The organism is Mycolicibacterium chubuense (genome assembly GCF_001044255.1).
GTDB classification, from domain to species: domain Bacteria; phylum Actinomycetota; class Actinomycetes; order Mycobacteriales; family Mycobacteriaceae; genus Mycobacterium; species Mycobacterium chubuense.
In genome coordinates this window covers 253,865-270,968 of sequence record NZ_JYNX01000058.1, presented here as the reverse complement: position 1 = coordinate 270,968, position 17,104 = coordinate 253,865, and the positions used below count along the sequence as shown (strand labels likewise).

Annotated in this window: 13 protein-coding genes; 7 read left to right on the top strand and 6 right to left on the bottom strand. The window is 67.3% G+C overall.

Annotation, left to right across the window (positions count from 1 at the left end; genetic code table 11):
- Nucleotides 1-10 precede the first annotated feature (10 nt).
- Together MCHUDSM44219_RS20065 and ampC are read left to right on the top strand one after the other, a co-directional pair.
- Complete coding sequence (locus tag MCHUDSM44219_RS20065) at nucleotides 11-2,284, top strand: ATP-dependent DNA ligase (RefSeq protein WP_048419977.1); 2,274 nt, start codon at nucleotides 11-13, stop codon at nucleotides 2,282-2,284.
- Between the two features lie 235 nt (nucleotides 2,285-2,519).
- Nucleotides 2,520-3,677, top strand: coding sequence for a class C beta-lactamase (ampC, locus tag MCHUDSM44219_RS20060; RefSeq protein WP_413783628.1), 1,158 nt, complete (start codon nucleotides 2,520-2,522; stop codon nucleotides 3,675-3,677).
- Nucleotides 3,678-3,793: 116 nt separating this feature from the next.
- Here the strand turns inward: ampC and MCHUDSM44219_RS20055 are convergent, their stop codons facing one another.
- Nucleotides 3,794-4,396 (bottom strand): TetR/AcrR family transcriptional regulator, encoded by a 603-nt coding sequence (locus MCHUDSM44219_RS20055; RefSeq protein WP_048419976.1) that lies wholly within the window; start codon nucleotides 4,394-4,396, stop codon nucleotides 3,794-3,796.
- Nucleotides 4,397-4,716: 320 nt separating this feature from the next.
- Between MCHUDSM44219_RS20055 and MCHUDSM44219_RS20050 the strand changes: the two genes are divergently transcribed.
- Both MCHUDSM44219_RS20050 and MCHUDSM44219_RS20045 read left to right on the top strand, forming a co-directional pair.
- On the top strand, nucleotides 4,717-5,622 hold the full coding sequence (locus MCHUDSM44219_RS20050) for a CPBP family intramembrane glutamic endopeptidase (protein WP_201778159.1): 906 nt from the start codon (nucleotides 4,717-4,719) through the stop codon (nucleotides 5,620-5,622).
- Nucleotides 5,619-6,272, top strand: coding sequence for a hypothetical protein (locus MCHUDSM44219_RS20045; protein WP_053081306.1), 654 nt, complete (start codon nucleotides 5,619-5,621; stop codon nucleotides 6,270-6,272). The genes MCHUDSM44219_RS20050 and MCHUDSM44219_RS20045 overlap by 4 nt, the downstream gene beginning before the upstream one ends.
- Here the strand turns inward: MCHUDSM44219_RS20045 and MCHUDSM44219_RS20040 are convergent.
- The 3 genes from MCHUDSM44219_RS20040 to MCHUDSM44219_RS20030 form a co-directional block, all read right to left on the bottom strand.
- Nucleotides 6,246-7,280: an NAD(P)H-quinone oxidoreductase gene (locus MCHUDSM44219_RS20040; RefSeq protein WP_048420029.1), complete on the bottom strand. Its 1,035-nt coding sequence runs from the start codon at nucleotides 7,278-7,280 to the stop codon at nucleotides 6,246-6,248. The two genes, MCHUDSM44219_RS20045 and MCHUDSM44219_RS20040, sit on opposite strands and share 27 nt — an antisense overlap.
- A 31-nt stretch (nucleotides 7,281-7,311) precedes the next feature.
- Nucleotides 7,312-7,869: a hypothetical protein gene (locus MCHUDSM44219_RS20035; protein ID WP_048419974.1), complete on the bottom strand. Its 558-nt coding sequence runs from the start codon at nucleotides 7,867-7,869 to the stop codon at nucleotides 7,312-7,314.
- Between the two features lie 194 nt (nucleotides 7,870-8,063).
- Nucleotides 8,064-10,805, bottom strand: a complete 2,742-nt coding sequence (locus MCHUDSM44219_RS20030) for a helix-turn-helix transcriptional regulator (RefSeq protein WP_048419973.1) — start codon at nucleotides 10,803-10,805, stop codon at nucleotides 8,064-8,066.
- Nucleotides 10,806-10,980: 175 nt separating this feature from the next.
- Here MCHUDSM44219_RS20030 and mdlC point away from each other — a divergent pair, with 175 nt between their 5' ends.
- From mdlC to MCHUDSM44219_RS20015, 3 genes are read left to right on the top strand one after another with little or no spacing between them, the layout of a single operon-like run.
- Nucleotides 10,981-12,597, top strand: coding sequence for a benzoylformate decarboxylase (gene mdlC / locus MCHUDSM44219_RS20025; protein ID WP_048419972.1), 1,617 nt, complete (start codon nucleotides 10,981-10,983; stop codon nucleotides 12,595-12,597).
- A 3-nt stretch (nucleotides 12,598-12,600) separates the two neighbouring features.
- Nucleotides 12,601-13,008, top strand: a complete 408-nt coding sequence (locus MCHUDSM44219_RS20020) for a tautomerase family protein (protein ID WP_048420028.1) — start codon at nucleotides 12,601-12,603, stop codon at nucleotides 13,006-13,008.
- Between the two features lies 1 nt (nucleotide 13,009).
- Nucleotides 13,010-14,875, top strand: a complete 1,866-nt coding sequence (locus MCHUDSM44219_RS20015; protein ID WP_048419971.1) for an FAD-linked oxidase C-terminal domain-containing protein — start codon at nucleotides 13,010-13,012, stop codon at nucleotides 14,873-14,875.
- Between the two features lie 12 nt (nucleotides 14,876-14,887).
- Here MCHUDSM44219_RS20015 and MCHUDSM44219_RS20010 read toward each other — a convergent pair whose 3' ends face one another.
- Together MCHUDSM44219_RS20010 and MCHUDSM44219_RS20005 are read right to left on the bottom strand one after the other, a co-directional pair.
- Nucleotides 14,888-16,375, bottom strand: coding sequence for a serine hydrolase domain-containing protein (locus tag MCHUDSM44219_RS20010; RefSeq protein WP_048420027.1), 1,488 nt, complete (start codon nucleotides 16,373-16,375; stop codon nucleotides 14,888-14,890).
- 25 nt (nucleotides 16,376-16,400) lie between these two features.
- Nucleotides 16,401-17,069: a VOC family protein gene (locus MCHUDSM44219_RS20005; RefSeq protein ID WP_048419970.1), complete on the bottom strand. Its 669-nt coding sequence runs from the start codon at nucleotides 17,067-17,069 to the stop codon at nucleotides 16,401-16,403.
- Nucleotides 17,070-17,104: the final 35 nt, after the last annotated feature.

Here is a 17,104-nt window from a genome sequence, read left to right as displayed (position 1 = left end):
ATACCGTGATGTGGTGGATCGTGTGGGCCGGGTGAAGCTGACCAACCCGGACAAGGTGCTGTACCCGGCGACGGGGACCACCAAGGCGGAGATCTTCGACTACTACGTCGAGGTGGCCGACGCGATGCTGCCGCACATCGCCGGACGCGCGGTGACCCGCAAGCGCTGGCCCAACGGTGTGGCCGAGGGCTCCTTCTTCGAAAAACAACTCGCCTCCTCGGCACCGGAGTGGCTGGACCGCGGCACGATCGCGCACAAGTCGGGCACGACCACCTATCCGGTCATCGACACCGTCGAGGGGCTCGCGTGGATCGCGCAGCAGGCGGCGCTGGAAGTGCATGTGCCGCAATGGCGCTTCGTCGATCACAAGGTGGGCCCCGCGACGCGCATCGTGTTCGATCTCGACCCCGGCGAGGGGGTGTCGATGCGGCAACTCTGCGAGGTCGCGCACGAAGTTCGCGACCTGATCTCCGACATCGGCCTGCGCACGTACCCGCTGACCAGCGGCAGCAAGGGGCTGCATCTCTACGTCCCGCTCGACGACCCCATCAGTTCGCGCGGCGCGTCGGTGCTCGCCAAACGCGTGGCCGTGCAACTCGAGCAGACGATGCCCACGAAGGTCACCGCGACGATGACGAAGAGCCTGCGCGAGGGGAAGGTCTTCCTCGACTGGAGCCAGAACAACGGGAACAAGACGACCATCGCGCCGTATTCGCTTCGTGGACGGGACCATCCGACGGTCGCCGCACCGCGCACCTGGGACGAGATCGCCGATCCCGAGCTGCGCCACCTGACCTTCGACGAGGTGCTCGACCGGCTGGACCGGGACGGGGACCTGCTGGCCGACCTCGATCCGGCGCTGCCCGCCCCCGATCGGCTGACCACCTACCGCGGGATGCGCGACACGGCGAAGACCCCCGAGCCCGTGCCCGCCGACGCGCCGCGGGTCGGCGGCAACGACGCCTTCGTCATCCAGGAACATCATGCGCGCCGGCTGCACTACGACTTCCGGCTGGAACGTGACGGTGTCCTCGTCAGCTGGGCGGTGCCGAAGAACCTCCCCGACTCCCCGTCGGAGAACCACCTCGCCGTGCACACGGAGGACCATCCGATGGAGTACCTGACGTTCGCCGGCGAGATCCCCAAGGGCGAGTACGGCGGCGGCGAGGTCTACATCTGGGATACCGGCACCTACGAGACCGAGAAGTTCAACGACAACCCGCCCGACGGTCCCGCCCGCGGCGGCGAGGTGATCGTCACGCTGCACGGGGCGAAGATCGAGGGCCGCTACGCACTGATCCAGACCGACGGCAAGAACTGGTTGGCGCACCGGATGAAAGACCAGAAGCGCGCCGCGTTCTCCGAACTGCTTCCGATGCTGAGCACCGAGGGATCGGTCGAGCGACTTCCCGAGAAGCAGTGGGCGTTCGAGGGCAAGTGGGACGGATACCGGGTTCTCGTCGAGGTGGACCACGGCACACTGGCCGTCCGGTCCCGCCGCGGCCGCGACGTCACCGCCGAATACCCCCAATTCCGGTCGGTGGCCGCCGATCTGGCCGATCACCACGTCATTCTCGACGGGGAGGCGGTGGCTCTCGACGAATCCGGCGTCCCCAGCTTCCGCGAGATGCAGAACCGAAAGCGGTCCACCCGGGTCGAGTTCTGGGCCTTCGACATCGTCTTCCTCGACGGCCGATCGCTGATGCGGGCCAAATACGCCGACCGCAGGCGGCTGCTCGAGGCGCTCGCCGACCAGGGCGGGCTCATCGTGCCACCGCAGATCGACGGTGACGGCGCCGACGCGCTGGCCTATGCGGCCGACAAGCGTTGGGAGGGGGTGGTCGCCAAGAAACGGGACTCCACCTACCAGCCCGGACGTCGGTCCGCGGCGTGGATCAAGGACAAACTGTGGAACACCCAGGAGGTGGTGATCGGAGGCTGGCGCGAGGGAAACGGTGGGCGCACGAGCGGTCTGGGTGCGCTGTTGCTCGGCATCCCCACTGAGGACGGCCTGCAGTTCGTCGGCCGGGTCGGCACCGGCTTCTCCGAGAAGGAGCTGGCGTCGCTCCGCAAGACACTCGAGCCACTGCATACCGACGAATCACCTTTCGCCACAACGCTTCCCAAACAGGACGCCAAGGGTGTCACCTTCGTCCGTCCGGAGCTGGTCGGCGAGGTTCGGTACAGCGAGCGCACGGGCGACGACCGGCTGCGCCAGGCGAGCTGGCGAGGTCTGCGGCCGGACAAGGAGCCCGACGAGGTCGAATGGGAATCATCGCGGTAGATGCACCATCGCGGGGAGCGCTCTCCCGAAGCAGGTTGTCACAGCGTGCTAGTGTTGGGTCTCCTCGCTAGTACAGCGTGCTAGTGCTGGCTTCCTGAAACGAAAAGGCGCAGCAGAGTTGACTTCACCTTCTGATACGACGTCAAGGTTGTCCACGTGGCGGCCGTTCGGCCTGCTCGAATTCGTAGCCGGAATCCTCTTCTCGCATCACGGCCGGCTCAACGCGAGCACCAGGCTGAACGCCGCGCTCGCGTGCCTGGTGATTGTCGCGGCCGGGTGCAGTGGTGCCGTACAAGAGGTCCGCGACGTCGACCCCGTCGGATCCGTCGTCGACCCGACAATCCGCCAGCTCATGGCCGAGCATGCGATCCCCGGCATGGCCGTCGCCGTCATCGTCGATGGAAAGCCGCACTTCTTCGACTACGGCGTCGCATCCAAGAGCGAGGATGCGCCCGTCGACGACCACACGCTCTTCGAAGTGGGGTCGTTGAGTAAGACCTTCACCGCCACGCTGGCCGGCTACGCCCAGGCGCGAGGGACGTTTTCATTGTCCGAGCCTGCCAGCACCCATTGGCCCGCTCTGCACGGCACGGCGTTCGACCGCATCAGCATGCTGCAGCTCGGAACCTACTCGGCCGGCGGATTGCCGCTGCAGTTCCCGGCCGAGGCGGATACTGCCGGATCGATGCTCGACTACTTCCGGCACTGGGACCCGTCATATCCGCCCGGAAGTCGACGGCTGTACTCGAACCCCAGCTTGGGGCTGTTCGGCTACCTGGCGGCACGAAGCCTGGGCGGCACCTTCGCCGATCTCATGCAGAACACGCTGCTGCCCCAGCTGGGTCTCGACGACACCTACCTTCAGATTCCGAGTAACGAAATGGGTCACTACGCACAGGGATACACGAAGACCGACGCACCGACACGGGTGACACCCGGTGCCTTGGACGCCGAGACTTACGGCATCAAGACGACCACGCACGATCTCGTCCAATTCGTCACCGCCGCCATGCAGCCCGAGGGCCGCGATGACCCGTGGCGCCGCGCGATCGCGACAACTCAAACCGGCTACTACCGAGTGAACGGCATGACGCAAGGCCTGGGCTGGGAGATCTACCCACGTCCCGTCACCGAAACCGCTTTGATCGCAGGTAATTCCGACGCCATGGCCTCTCAGCCGCAGCCGATCGAGTGGCTGGACACACCGTCTCCCCCTGATCCGACGGCACTGTTCAACAAGACCGGTTCCACCAATGGTTTCGGTTCCTACGTCGCCTACATCCCTCAGAAGCAACTCGCAGTCATTCTGCTGGCCAACAAGAACTACCCGAACAGCGCACGTGTCGATGCAGCCTATCGGATTCTGGACAGCGTTGGCCACGTGGCGCAATGACCACGGCGCTGGGGCAACGCCTCACCCCGCCGCTGTTCCCTGGATCCGCCTTGCCGACGATGGGTGAACGAGATCCGTCGCGGCCTGTCTCGATTCTTGCGCTCCCCGAGGGTAGTTCACGCTCTGCGCTGCAGGATGCTGTCAGCGGCAATGCGGAGTGTATGACCCTCGAGGGAAAGCCGTTCACGGTCACCGGGGAGGGCGCGCTCGAAGGAAAGTCCATTGATCACGGTGTTGAGGAACCGCGCCTGCTCATCGAGATCGCCGGACACGAGTGCTCCTTCGTCGCGCAACGTGCTGAGCCACCGCGCGATGTAGTCCAGGGTGAGGCGTTCGAGCGCGAGAAAGGCATGGGTCGCGTCCGCGGATGGTGGCGATGCGACGTACGCGTCGTGGAGTGCGCGCCAGTGCTCGCGTGCCCGCTCGCCCGTACCCACCTGTGACAGCAGCAGCTGCAAGCAGGCCACCAGACGGTCGCCCGGGTCCCGGGTGGTGTCGTGCATCGGGTCGTCAGGGATGTCGAGTTCGTAGAGTCCGGCGATGACGGTGTCGATCAGCGCCTGCTGAGTCGGGAAGAAGTGGCGGAGAGACCCGGTACTGACCCCGGCGCGCGCGGCGACGGCGCGCACACTCAGCCGGGACGTCGGATCCTCCCCGAGCATCGTCGCCGCGGCGATCAGGATCTTCTCTCGCGTGCTGTGTTTCGTCGGCTCGCTCATCGGGTCAGCACCTCCCCTCCGTTCTTAGCACACTGTGATACTTTGTTGCGGGACTAGTACAGCGTACTAGAACTCCGTCGATCCGACGTCGGTTTGGCGACGAGAAGCAGGTGAGAGTTCGGCTGCCGACCCGTGCGTGACGACACGACCAAGGAGATTTCGCATGCGCTTCGACCGACGAAACACGAGATGAGCGAAAACACCCGGCGCGCAGACCAATACGTCCTACCCGCGTTCTGACAACACGCCGATCATCGAAGGGGCAGACGATGAATCTAATGACCCAGTGCTGGATCCTGCGAGGTGATGATCCCGTACCCATGCCGAGGGTCCCGGCCGGCGTCGAGTATCACCGCGTGTACGCGGGAGCGCCTCGCGGAATCCTGCGTGGCATCGTGGCCATCGCGTTGCTGGTGATCGGGATGATCGGCTTCGCAGTGCTTCTGGACGCGATATCGGTGATCGTCGACCGGGAGTTGTTCGGTCGTTCCGGTCCCTCGTCACCGTTGAAGCAGGCAGCCGGCGCGCTGTCGTTGGCCTTGTTGATCCCGTACTGCATGCTGCTGCAGCGTGTGCTCTACGGCGTGCCGGCGAGGTCGTTGCACTCTGTGGCGGGGCGCTTCCGATACGGAGTGTTCGGTCGAGCACTGCTCGTTTTCGGACCCCTGGTACTGATCGCGGTCGCCGTCGTCGTTGTGGATGAAAGCGGCAGCGTTCCCTGGGCGACCGCGGATCTCGTGGCGTTCTTCGTCATCGGCATGGTGCTCACCCCCCTTGCCGCAGCCGGTGAAGAGTATGGCCTCCGCGGCGTGATGTTTCGTGTACTCGGCGGCTGGGCGCCGAGTGCGCGCTCCGGCGCGATCCTCGGCATCGTCGGGACGACGGTGCTGTTCTCACTCGCCCACGGCACGCTCGATCCGTTTCTGCTGACGTCCTACCTTCTCCTGTTCTCATCGACGGCGATCGTCACGTGGCGCACCGGCGGCCTCGAGGTCGCCGTCGTCCTCCACGGCGTCTACAACCTTGCGTTCCTCGTGCTCGGCACGACTCTGCACCTCGACATCGGCGCCCAGCTCGCGAATCGAGGTGACGCGGTCGGCTCGGCGGCGAACCTGGTGCCCAGCGCCGCGCTGGTCGTCATCACCGCGACGGTGTGGTGGATGACCCGCAAGAGTGGACCTGCGCGCACGCCTGCGGTCCACCCGGCGGCGGGGCTGGAGCAGTGAGCCCGAGCTGGAACGAACGGCGGCTCACCAAGCGTGTGAAGCCAGGCGACGGGCGCCCGCTCAAGCCCTTCCGCTGGTGGCAGATGACGCGACGATCGGTCATGTCGATCGCACTCCCGGTCGGCGGGCGACAGGTCCTGCACACCATCGAAGTGAAGCACGGTGGTGACGCTCGTACAGGCGTCGTCACGGCGGGGCTCTACCTCGATGGGCAGCTTCGGGCACAGTCGAAGGTTCCCGCTCGATTCCACGTCGCGCACGGCCACATCGAGGTCCGCACCAGCCAGGTCGGCCTGAGGCGCTGCCACTTCGTTGCCCATGACGGCACCGAGCGCCGACTCGATCCCGATCCGACGTCCGCCGAGGGGCGGCGTATGCGTTTCGCACACGCGCATCCCCTCGCGAGTGGGTTCATCGGTGCGGTCTCGGTGCTCATGCTGCTCATCGGAGTAGGGCTCAACATGCTGCAGGCCGCAGCTCCGATTTCCGAGATTCCCTTCATTTCAGAAAAATTCGGAACCTTCGTGTCGCCTTTGCCTCTTCCGGTATGGCTCAATCTCGCGTTGGGATTCGGCGCGGTGGTCGGCGCGATGGAACGGGCAATGGGCATGCGTCACCATTGGCTACTCGACGGAGGTGCCGGCACCTGAATCCCGGACAGCCCGGGTGACCGTTCGGTGCCGGTTGTCGAGAATGACTTTGCCCACGGTGCGCCCGGATTCCATCAGCTCATGGGCGCGAGCGGCCTGTGCGATGGGCACGATGGTGTCGACCACGACGCGGACGGCGCCGCTGTCGAACAGCGGCAGCACATCTCGCGTCACCCCGGCGATGATCTCCGCCTTCTGCTGAGCGGGCCGGGCTCGCAGCATCGTCGCCGTGACACTGGCCCGCTTGGACATCAGCAGTCCGAGGTCGAGCGGTGCCGATGCGGTATCGCCGCCGATGATGACCAGGTGCCCGTCGGGAGCAAGGCATTCGACGTTGCGGGCGAGATAGTCCGCACCGACCACGTCCAGGATCGCGTCGACCCCGCGGCCCTCCGTCGCGGCCTGCGTGGCAGCGACGAAGTCCTCGCAGCGGTAGTCGATCGCGACGTCTGCCCCCATCTCGAGGCCGGCACGCGTCTTGGTCGCGCTGCCTGCGGTGGTGATGACGCGCGCTCCGATCGCCGAGGCCCACTGGATCGCGAAGGTGCCGATGCCGCCGCCCGCGCCGTGGATCAGCACCGTCTGGCCTGCGGTCAACCGGGCGACCATGGCGAGGTTGGAGTAGACGGTGGCGGCGACCTCGGGGACGGCCGCCGCCTCGATGTCGCTGAGGCCGGCGGGGATTGGCATCACCTGGGTGGCGGGCACCGCGACTTCGTCGGCATAGCCGCCGCCGTCGAGAAGCGCGCACACCCTGTCGCCCACCGACCAGGCCGTCACGTCAGTACCGAGGGCGGTGATCGTGCCTGAGCATTCCAAGCCCAGGGGGCGGGGCGCCCGGGCCGGCACGGGATACTGCCCCCGGCGCTGCATGAGGTCGGCGTTGTTGACGCCGGCGGCGGCCACCCTGATGACCACCTCGCCGGGGCGAGGACGTACAGGATCCACGAGTCGCCAACGCAGGACATCGGGTGGACCGGGGCGGTCGAACAACACTGCTGAGGTCATCTCAGTTCCGTTCTCTCCCACAGGGAGGCAGTCACGCGGTCACGGTGGAACGTGCCGTCGCCCAGCGTGCGATGCTCTGCGCGTACCGCGGCGTCTCGACCCGGCAGTGCTGTCCTGACGCTTCTTGGCGAGCGTGCGCGGCCTCGGTGAAGGTCTGTCCCTGCGCGCCGATGAACTGCAGAAAGCTCTCGGTGGGGTGCGACGTCACCGTATTGGTGTAACGGCAGCGGTGTCCGTCGAGCCTCTCCATGCGCAGTTCCCAGATGACCTGCGTGGTGGTCCATCCCGAGGGAGTGAGGACGTCGGACAGCGACACCATCTTGCAGTAGTGCGGTTCTGCCGCCTCGAATCGGTACTGCTGGATCACCAGGCCCGTGCCGATCATCTCGACGTTGATGGACATCGGTGTCCCGTCGTCATCCACGGTATAACCGGCGGCCTTGTGATCGCCCGGGGCGCAGCGTTGGTATTCGTGCGTCGGGAGCGTCTTCAGCCACGCGGCGATGTCGACGGCATCGAAGTCCACCGTGACATCGGCGGTGACGACCGCATGCGAGAGAACCAGATCGTCGCGAACATCGTTCTCCATCAATGACTCCTGCCGTAGAAGGTCGCTTGGTGCCGGCGGACGCGGACTCTGCGATGAACTGGCGTGCCGACGTGTCAAGCTTGTCTGCGCAGGAGTGGGGCCCACAATGCCGCTGTGACGACCCCTGAGGTAGTGCAAGCCCCCACTCCTCGGGCCGGACGCATCCGACGGAGCGAGGGCGGCTCCAAGAGCCCTCACTCTCTGAGCCGCCGCAACTCGCGACGTGACGTCACCCCGAGCTTGGCGAAGATCCTGCCGAGATGCCATTCGACGGTCCGCGGACTGATGAACAGATGGCTAGCGATCTCGGAATTGCTGTAGCCGTCGCCCGCCAGACGGGCGATATAGCTTTCCTGTTTCGTCAAACTCACCGTCGTTGCGTTGCCCCGCTCCTTCGGGAAGGTCTCGCCCGCCGCCCGGAGTTCCCGGTGCGCGCGCTCGGCAAAGCCGTCGGCTCCCATGTGCAGGAACCTCTCGTAGGCGACGCGCAATTCGTTGCGTGCGTCGGCTCGGCGATTCTCGCGGCGCAGCCACTCACCGAAGACCAGGTGCGTGCGCGCGGCCATGACCGCCAGCGGTGAGCGCTCGAATTCCCTGATTGCGGCGTCATACTCGTTCTCGGCGGCCGGGCCGGTCGCCGTCAGCGCCCTCGCGCGTGCCGCGTATCCCAGCGCGGTTGCGGTTCTGGTTGCTTCGGCTCGCTCGATCACCTGTGCAGCGGCAGCTTCGGCGGTACTCCTGTCGCCGGACCGGACGGCCGCCTCGACCATCTCGTTGAGAACATGGCCGTACATGCCGACATCCTCGTATTCCGTCGCCGACGTGCATGCGGTCAGCGCCTCGTCGTACTGTCCGAGTCCGTTGTGCAGGATGGCCAGCGAGAACAGCACAACGGCGATCTCGCTGCCTTCGCCACGCGCGGTCGCGTCCGCGATGGTGTCCCGCGCGAGTTCCCTGCCGAGCGCCTCTTGTCCGCGGCAGGCAGCGAGATAGGTCTGGATGGAGCGGTGCGGCGGCGCACCTGTCGCTATGGAGATGGCATCCGACTGCTCGAGCAGATCCGCGGCTTCGGCGAAGTTGCCTGAGGTCACACACACCCCCGCATAGGTCGTCAAGGCGGCGGGCAGGACGGTCAACTCGCCTGCGGCCCGGAGCAATTCGAGTTGACGGGCATTGAGTGAGCTGTAGGTGTCCTGTTCGAACAGATCGAGGAGAACGCGCAGGGTGATGTCGTGTGACCGCGGATCTGCGACGCCGGCCTCGTCATCCCTCAGGTACTGCCCGATGGCCTGCTGCAGTACGGGTGCAGCGGCGGCGTGCCCTTCGGTGAATCGCACAACGATCCCCTCGAGGAGCAGGTCGGCGGCTGTCGCCCGGCCGGAGGGTGGTGGCGCACGTCGCGCGGCGGAAGCGATCGCTGCTGCCGACGACCACTCGTCAGCGAAGAGGCGGCCCACGATCATCGCCGCCATCAATGCGTCGAGATAGGTCTCGCGTGCGAGGGTGGGATCCAACGGGCACAACTTCTCCGCGGCGGCCAACAGCAGCGGAGGTGCGTCCCGTCCCCGTTGCGCGGCGAAGGCGATCTTGGCCTTCATCAGATCCACACGGGCGCTGAGGAGTTCGTCCTCGGTACCCGCCACTGCCACCAGCAACCGCGTTGCCCCTTCTGGATCACCGGCATCCAGCTTGGACAGTGCCGCCTCGAGTGCGCGTTCGGCGCGACGGACCGGGTCGGGGGTCAGTTCGACGGCGTAGGCCAGGAACGCCGCAGCGGCCGCTGCTCCACCGCGACGCCGCGCCCGCTCCGCGGATTCCATCAGGTCCACAGCGACGGTCTCGTCGGGTGCGCTCGTCGAGTGGGCGCGATGCCAGGCGCGGTGCTCCTCACCGGCCGGACCCGTGATCGCATCGGCCAGCGCGGCGTGGACTTGCCGCCGCTCGGGCAGGGACGCGTGGCGATAGACAGCTGACCGGACCAGGGGATGGCGGAAGCGCAAGCGCGACTCGACAGTGATCAGCCCGCTGCGTTCCGCCGGAACGACTGCGTCGGAGTCGAGGCCGAGCCGCGTGGCTGCCGTCCACAGCCATGCCGGGTCACCGGTGGGCTCCGCGGCAGCGAGGAGCAGAAGGGTGCGCGTCGGCGGCGGCAACTCACCCAGGCGTTGGCCGTACTCTCCCTCGATCCGCTTCGCGACCGACGTCGCGGCCGGGGCGAGTCCGTACCCGCCCGCCCATGCCGCGGGTGCCATGGCCCGGCCGAATTCCAGCAGCGCGAGGGGGTTTCCGTCCGCTTCGGCCAGGATGGTCTCCCGGACGGTGTCGTCCCACTGGCCCGGCATGACGTCGGACAGCAGTGCGCTGGCGTGGGTATGGGCGAGTCTGCCCAGGTGCAGTTCGGGGAGTCCCTTCAGTTCCTGCGGGCCTTCCGGCGTGCGGGTGGCGAAGACCATCGCGGTCGGGTCGGCGAGCAGCCGACGTGCGGCGAACGTCAGCGCCTGCAGTGACGCGCGGTCCACCCACTGCGCGTCGTCGATGATGCAGAGCGTCGGGCGCTCGGCGCCGGCCTCTCCGAGCAGGGTCAGCACCGCCAGATTCACCAGGAGGCGGTCGGGCGTCGCACCCTCCTGCAAGCCCAACGCCACTTGCAGTGCGTTCTTCTGCGGGTCCGGCAACCGGTCCAGGTGAGTGACGATGGGGCCGCACACCTGCTGCACCGCGGCATAGGCGAGTTCCATCTCCGACTCCGCACCGCTGACGCGGATGGTGCGAAGCTCGTCGGCCTTCGCGAGTGCGTCCGCCAGGAGTGCGGTCTTTCCGATGCCGGGTTCACCATGAACAACCAGGACGCCGCTCTCGCCTGCCCGGGCACGGTCGCACAGCTCAGCCAGTCGGCGCTGTTCATCTTGCCGCCCGACGAGAGGTCTGCCCCTCATGTCAGTGATCTTGACATGTCAGTGAAGTTCGAGCCACCGATCCACAGCCCGAGCGTCGTGGGGCACCGCCCGGGTTTCGTCGGTCCCGTGTTTTCCACGGGGTGAACCAGGACCACCGGTGTGTGTGATGGCTACACGAGATGCCCGCCGATGAACGACGAAGGGTTCCCCCGCGATGACAAGCGCCAAGACCGTCCATGAGGTCACGTACGACCTCCTCCGCGACCTCGGGTTGACCACGATGTTCGGCAACCCCGGTTCCACCGAACAGACCTTCCTGCAGAACTTCCCCGACGACTTCACCTATGTACTGGGTCTACAGGAGGCCTCGGTTCTGGCAATGGCCGATGGCTTCGCCCAGTCCACCGGCAAGCCTGCGCTGGTCAATCTGCACACGGCAGCAGGCACCGGCAACGCCATGGGTAGCCTCGTCGCGGCCTACCGGGCCAATACGCCACTGATCGTGACCGCCGGTCAGCAGACGCGTGAAATGTCTTTGTGCGATCCGTACTTGAACAATCCCGACGCGACGGTGATGCCGCAGCCCTGGGTCAAGTGGGCCTACGAGCCTGCGCGTGCCGAAGATGTCCCCGGAGCATTCATGCGCGCCTACGCGGTCGCCACGCAACCACCGGCAGGTCCGGTGTTCCTGTCCATCCCGCTCGACGACTGGAACAAGCCGGCGCTGGGTCCTGCGGTGGTCAGGACGGTCAGCCGGCGCGTGCAGCCCGATACCGAACGGCTCCGTGAGTTCGCCGACCGGATCAGCGGGGCGGAGCGGCCGCTGCTCGTACTGGGGCCCGAGGTGGACCGGGCCGGCGCCTGGGACGCCGGCATCGCCTTCGCAGAGAAACTCCGGGCGCCGGTTCGAAGTAGCGCGCTGTCGGACCGCTGCTCGTTCCCCGAAGACCACCCTCTGTACGGCGGTCCGCTACCGCTGACGATCGCGGGGGTCAGCGAAGCCTTGGCGGGTTACGACCTGGTGGTCGTCATCGGCGCACAGGTGTTCCGGTACTACCCGTATGTCGCAGGCGAGTACCTGCCCGAGGGCACCGAGGTCCTGCAGGTCACCGCCGACCCGCACCTCGCCGCGACCGCGCCGGTGGGAGACAGCCTGATCGGCGACCCGGGCACCGTTTTGGAACAGCTGCTGCACCTCGTCGACGTATCGAGCGATCGGCAGCCCCCCAGCAGACCGAGCAGGACCATCAGCCCCGACCTACCCATGGCGTCCGCTCCGCTGATGCCCAACGACGTGTATGCGGCACTCAGCTCGGTGAAACCCGACGACGCCGCGGTGGTGATGGAGTCGACGTCGACACTGGCCGACTTGCTCACCTGGTGGCCGACCCGGCGGCCGGGCAGCTTCTTCGCCACCGGTAGCGGGGGCATCGGCTGGGGAGTGCCTGCGGCGGTGGGCATCGCGCTCGGGGACCGGGCGCGGGGGGTCAAGCGCACCGTCGTCGCCTCGATCGGCGACGGTTCTTTCCAGTACTCAATCCAGGCCATCTGGACCGCCGCGCAGCACAAGCTTCCCGTGGTGTTCGTGGTGCAGCGCAACGGGGAGTACGCGATCCTCAAATCGTTCGCGCTCCTGGAGGAGACGCCTCAGGTACCCGGCCTGGATCTGCCTGGGCTGGACATCGCGTCGCTGGCAACAGGTTTCGGATGCCGTACGGCCACCGTGACCGACAACCAAGACCTCGTCCGGGAGTTCAAGGCGGCACTCGCCGCCGAGGGACCCACCGTCCTGGTGGTGCCGACCCAGCCGCAACTGCCGTTCCTGGGGTGAGTGATGCCGGTCTACACCTGCACGACGGTGCAGTCGGTGCTGAGCGCCGACACCAAGGCGGACCTGGCCGCCGAGATCACCCGCATCCACTCGATGATCAACCACGTCCCCGGCACGTACGTCAACGTCGTCTTCCACGAGCTCGACCCCGACGAGGTGTACACCGACGGGATACCCGCACAACCGCTCCTGATCAACGGGTGGGTCCGCTCCGGCCATCCTGAGGCGCAAAGTAGTCAGCTGGTCGCCGAGATCGCCGCGGCGGCGTCACGAGTCACCGGAATCCCCGCCAAGCGGGTGCTGATCGTCATCCAGAACAGCCCGGCGCACTTCGCCATCGAAGGGGGTCGCGTACTACCGGCACCCGGGGAAGAAGAAGCCTGGTTGCACGCGCAGAAGGACGCTGATTGAGATGGGACCAACGGCGTCACACGCCTCTGCCACCGAGGCTGCCATCGCCCGGTTCGGGGCGGCGGCCGCAGCCCACGGGCAGGTGTCGACCGACGAGAGCCTGCTCACCGAACGCGGACGCGACTTCTGGGGCGTCGGGGGAGTTGCGGACCTGCTGGTGCGCCCGCACGGCCGCGACGCCATCGCGCCGATCATGCGGCTGGCCTCGGAACATGGCGTGGCGATCGTGCCGCGCGGCGGAGCGTCGAATTGCTCGGGTGGGATGATGCCGACGGCGGGCCGGGTGCTGCTCGACCTCTCCGGTCTCGATCGGATTCTCGACATCGATCGCGAGAACCGTTGCGTCCGAGTTGAACCCGGTGTGATCAACTCCGATCTGCAAGAGGCCCTCGCGCCCTACGGGTTGTGCTTCTCGCCTGATCCCGTGTCCGCGCACCTGGCCAGCGTCGCTGGAAACATCATCGAAAACGCAGGCGGGCCACACGCTTTGAAGTACGGGGTCACCTACAATCACGTGCTGAGCGTGGACGTCGTCCTTCCTGACGGGTCGGCTGCCACGTTCAGTGCCGACGACCAAGGTCCCGACCTGCTCGGAGTCCTCATCGGATCAGAGGGAACTCTCGGCATCATCACGGAAGCCACCGTGGCATTGCGCCCGGTCGCCGACGTCACGCACAGCCTGATGGGTGCGTTCGCCACCGCCCGGGAAGCCGCCGACACCATCGCCGCGATCATCGCCACCGGTGTGGTGCCCGCCGCCGTGGAGTGGCTCGACCGTGCCGGAATCGCCGGGCTGCAGCAGTTCTACGACACCGGCTACCCGCTCGACGCTGATTCCATCGTGCTCATCGACGTCGACGGCACCGCGGCCGAGGTGGCCCACGACCAGGCGGTGGTGGAGCGGGTGCTCCGTGAGCGGGCGACCGAAGTGCGGATCGCCGAGGACGAGAAGGACCGCGACGCCTTGTGGTACGGCCGACTCAACGCCCCGAACTCGGTGGTGCAAAGCGGTAAGGGTTTCTTCATCGGTGACGTCACCGTGCCCCGCGATCGGATTCCCGAGATGCAGGAGGCCATCCAGGCCACCGCCGCACGCCACCGCGACGGTCTGTTGTTCATCGCGGTGTGCGGCCACGCCGGCGACGGGGACCTGCATCCGACGACGTTCTACGACAGGGACAATCCGCTGGCAGCGTCCGCGCTGGAAGCGGCGAACAACGAGATCATCGAAGCCGCAATGGAACTGGGCGGCACGATCACCGGCGAGCATGGCGTCGGCACCGAGAAGATCCGGTTCATGACCAAGCGGTTCAGTCCTCTCGAGATCGCCGCCCAGCGCTCGATCAAAGAGGTGTTCGATCCCGCCGGACTGCTCAATCCCGGGGTCATGTTGCCCGACCGGAGCGCCGGGGAGCCCGACACCAGTGGGTTCGGGGCCGCGGTTCGTGCCGCATTGTCCGGCGATCTGACCGTCGATCCGGACGCCCCGTTGACCATCGGCGGCAACACCGACATCTCTGCGAATCTCGGCAACCTCAGCTTGACCGTCGGCGCGGACGCCACCATCGAGTCGGTCAACCGCTACCTCGATGAGCATCGCGTCAGCTGCGCGGCGGTCCCCGCGACGGGTGGGCAGCGCACCATCGGAGAACTCGTCGCGACGGCCACAGGCTCCGAACGAGACCGGATCAGGCACGCGCTGCTCGGCGCTGATGTCACCGTGATCGGCGGACAGACTCCGGCCAGGTTCGGTGCCGAGACGATGAAGGATGTCGCGGGATATGACGTCAAACGACTGTACATCAGTGCGCGCGGCGCGTTCGGCGCTCTGATCAGCCTCGCTTTCAAGATTTCCGTCAAGGGCTGACCCGCCGGCTCGTCAGCTGCCGTAGAGGTGCAGCGCACGGGCTGCGGTGGTGGCGATGTCGCCGCTGAGGGTGACGATCGGCGGGCCGCCGGGTTGATGGATGACGTTTGACAGCACGATCACGTAGGTGTCCGATCCGGGGTCCAGCCACAGCGATGTCCCGGTGAAGCCGGTGTGGCCGAAGCTCCCCACCGGGAAGACGGTGCCGCGCGGGCGAGAGTGGGCGGTGTCGATGTCCCAGCCGAAGCCGCGCAGATCCTGTCCCGCTATCGCTGGATAGTGCACGGCCACCGCATCTTCGGCGTTCGCCGCATCGATCTGGCCAGGGCTGTGTCCGGGCTGCTGCGGGCTCGTCATCAGCTGTGCGGCGGACTCCGGAAGGGGGTAGTCGCTCGGACGGCCGGCCAGCCGGTCGAGTAGGGCCTGTGCGTACAGTCCGACGTCGCCCACGGTGGAGAACACGCCGGCGCTACCGGTGGCGCCGCCCATCCGCCGGGCTGTCGGGTCGTGAACGGTGCCGCGCAGCAGATACCCGTAATCGGGGTTGAGGCCCGGGGTGTCGCCGTCGTGGGCGGTGGGCGCGATGCGGGGCAGGAGATCGGTACTCCACGTCCCCGCCGGACACCCGCCTGCCGGGGACGCCTTCGGGTCGATGACCACGGCGGTGCCCCGCATCCGATGCGGGCCACAGGCTTTGGCGGCGGGGAGGTATCGGGTGTCGCGCATGCCCAGGGGGCCGAAGACGTTGTCCCGGGCGTACACGTCCACCGACCGACCGGTGAGCTTCTCGACGATCGCGCCCAGGAGGATGAAATTGATGTCGGAGTAGTGGAAGAGCTGTCCCGGCTCGAACACCACCCACGCACCCAGCGCACGGTGGATGCCGTCGGCCTTGTCGGCCCGGTCCAGTCCCCACGGCCCGTCGAGGCTCAGATCCCCGGCGATCCCCGACGTGTGGGTCAACAACATGCGCAGGGTCACGCGGGCCCGCCGGGGATCGGCGAGTGGATTGAAATCCGGCAGGTATGCCTGCACCGGGTCGTCGACGCGCAGGCGGCCCTGTTCGGACAGCTGCATGATCGCCGGCGCCGTCGCGAGGCTCTTCGTCAGCGATGCCAGGTCGAACATCGTGTCCTCGGTCATCGGCTCCGCCGGCGCCGGCGCGCCGTCGAGTCCCGGTTCGCCGTCGAGCTTGCGCGCACCGAAGGCCCTGCGGAACACGATTTTTCCCGCGTGCCCGATCTGGACCACCGCCCCCGGCAGTCGGTGCGCGGCGATCGCGTCGGTGACGAGGTCGGCGACGGGTGCGAGCTCGGGGACGGGTGTCACCGGCGGCGGTGCGACGGCCGGCGGCGAGCTGGTCGGCGGTGCCGTCGTCGTGGATGGGCGGGTCGCTGCCGGTGGCTGCGCTGCCGGCCCGCAGGACGGCGCGGCGGCGAGGGTGAGCAGCAGCGCCGCCGCGACGCCGACCCGAGCGTGGCGCGACCGTGGCACCGTCACCCTGTCGACGGTAGCCGCTCGCATGTCAGCGATCGCGTCGCGGCGAGATCATCGCCGTCCGGACCGACATCCCGACGTCCTGGTGGCGCAGCGTCGTGATGCGGCGACCCGGCTGCACGGCCTGCTTGACCGCTGTCGTGCGCTCACCGAGAAACGCGGCGGTGGCGTCGATGTCGCCGACGACGTAGGTGATGCCCCACAGCGTCGCGGGACCTGTACCGGTGGTTCCCGGCGATCCGACCACCTCGATGACGACGTCGGCGAAGCGGAAGAAGATCTGGCGGATCGGCCGTCCGCCGATCTCGGCGTCGCGTTCCCGGCGAGGGTGCACGCCGAGGGCGACCAGCGCCCGGACCGTGCGGTCGAGGTCGGGCGACATCAGAACGACGTGGTCGATCGCGGTGACGCCGTTGGGATGCGCGGCCGGCGCAGGCGCGTCGGCCTGCGAACTGGCCGTGGGGATCCCGTCGACGTCGGCCGGCCGGCTGTCGGGCGGCAGGCCGCGCAGGGTCCATCCGACGATTCCCGAGCCGCGACTGCGGCCGATCAGCCGGACGCGCACACCGCCGACGCGGCAGACGTGGTCGACGTCCGAATCGACGTCCGAATCGACGTCCGAATCGACACTGAATCCGGCCCGCGTCCACGCCTCGGCGGGGTCCGCGATGTGCAACGACTCGATTTCCAGGCTCACAGCGTCGCTCCGATCCACGGCTGTCGGTACCCGCG

Bases quoted from the DNA above. Each gene is read 5' to 3' on its own strand.
- MCHUDSM44219_RS20055 (WP_048419976.1), bottom strand. From the start codon at position 4,396: ATGAGCGAGCCGACGAAACACAGCACGCGAGAGAAGATCCTGATCGCC.
- MCHUDSM44219_RS20050 (WP_201778159.1), top strand. From the start codon at position 4,717: ATGCCGAGGGTCCCGGCCGGCGTCGAGTATCACCGCGTGTACGCGGGA.
- MCHUDSM44219_RS20040 (WP_048420029.1), bottom strand. From the start codon at position 7,280: ATGACCTCAGCAGTGTTGTTCGACCGCCCCGGTCCACCCGATGTCCTG.
- MCHUDSM44219_RS20035 (WP_048419974.1), bottom strand. From the start codon at position 7,869: ATGGAGAACGATGTTCGCGACGATCTGGTTCTCTCGCATGCGGTCGTC.
- MCHUDSM44219_RS20030 (WP_048419973.1), bottom strand. From the start codon at position 10,805: ATGAGGGGCAGACCTCTCGTCGGGCGGCAAGATGAACAGCGCCGACTG.
- mdlC (WP_048419972.1), top strand. From the start codon at position 10,981: ATGACAAGCGCCAAGACCGTCCATGAGGTCACGTACGACCTCCTCCGC.
- MCHUDSM44219_RS20020 (WP_048420028.1), top strand. From the start codon at position 12,601: ATGCCGGTCTACACCTGCACGACGGTGCAGTCGGTGCTGAGCGCCGAC.
- MCHUDSM44219_RS20015 (WP_048419971.1), top strand. From the start codon at position 13,010: ATGGGACCAACGGCGTCACACGCCTCTGCCACCGAGGCTGCCATCGCC.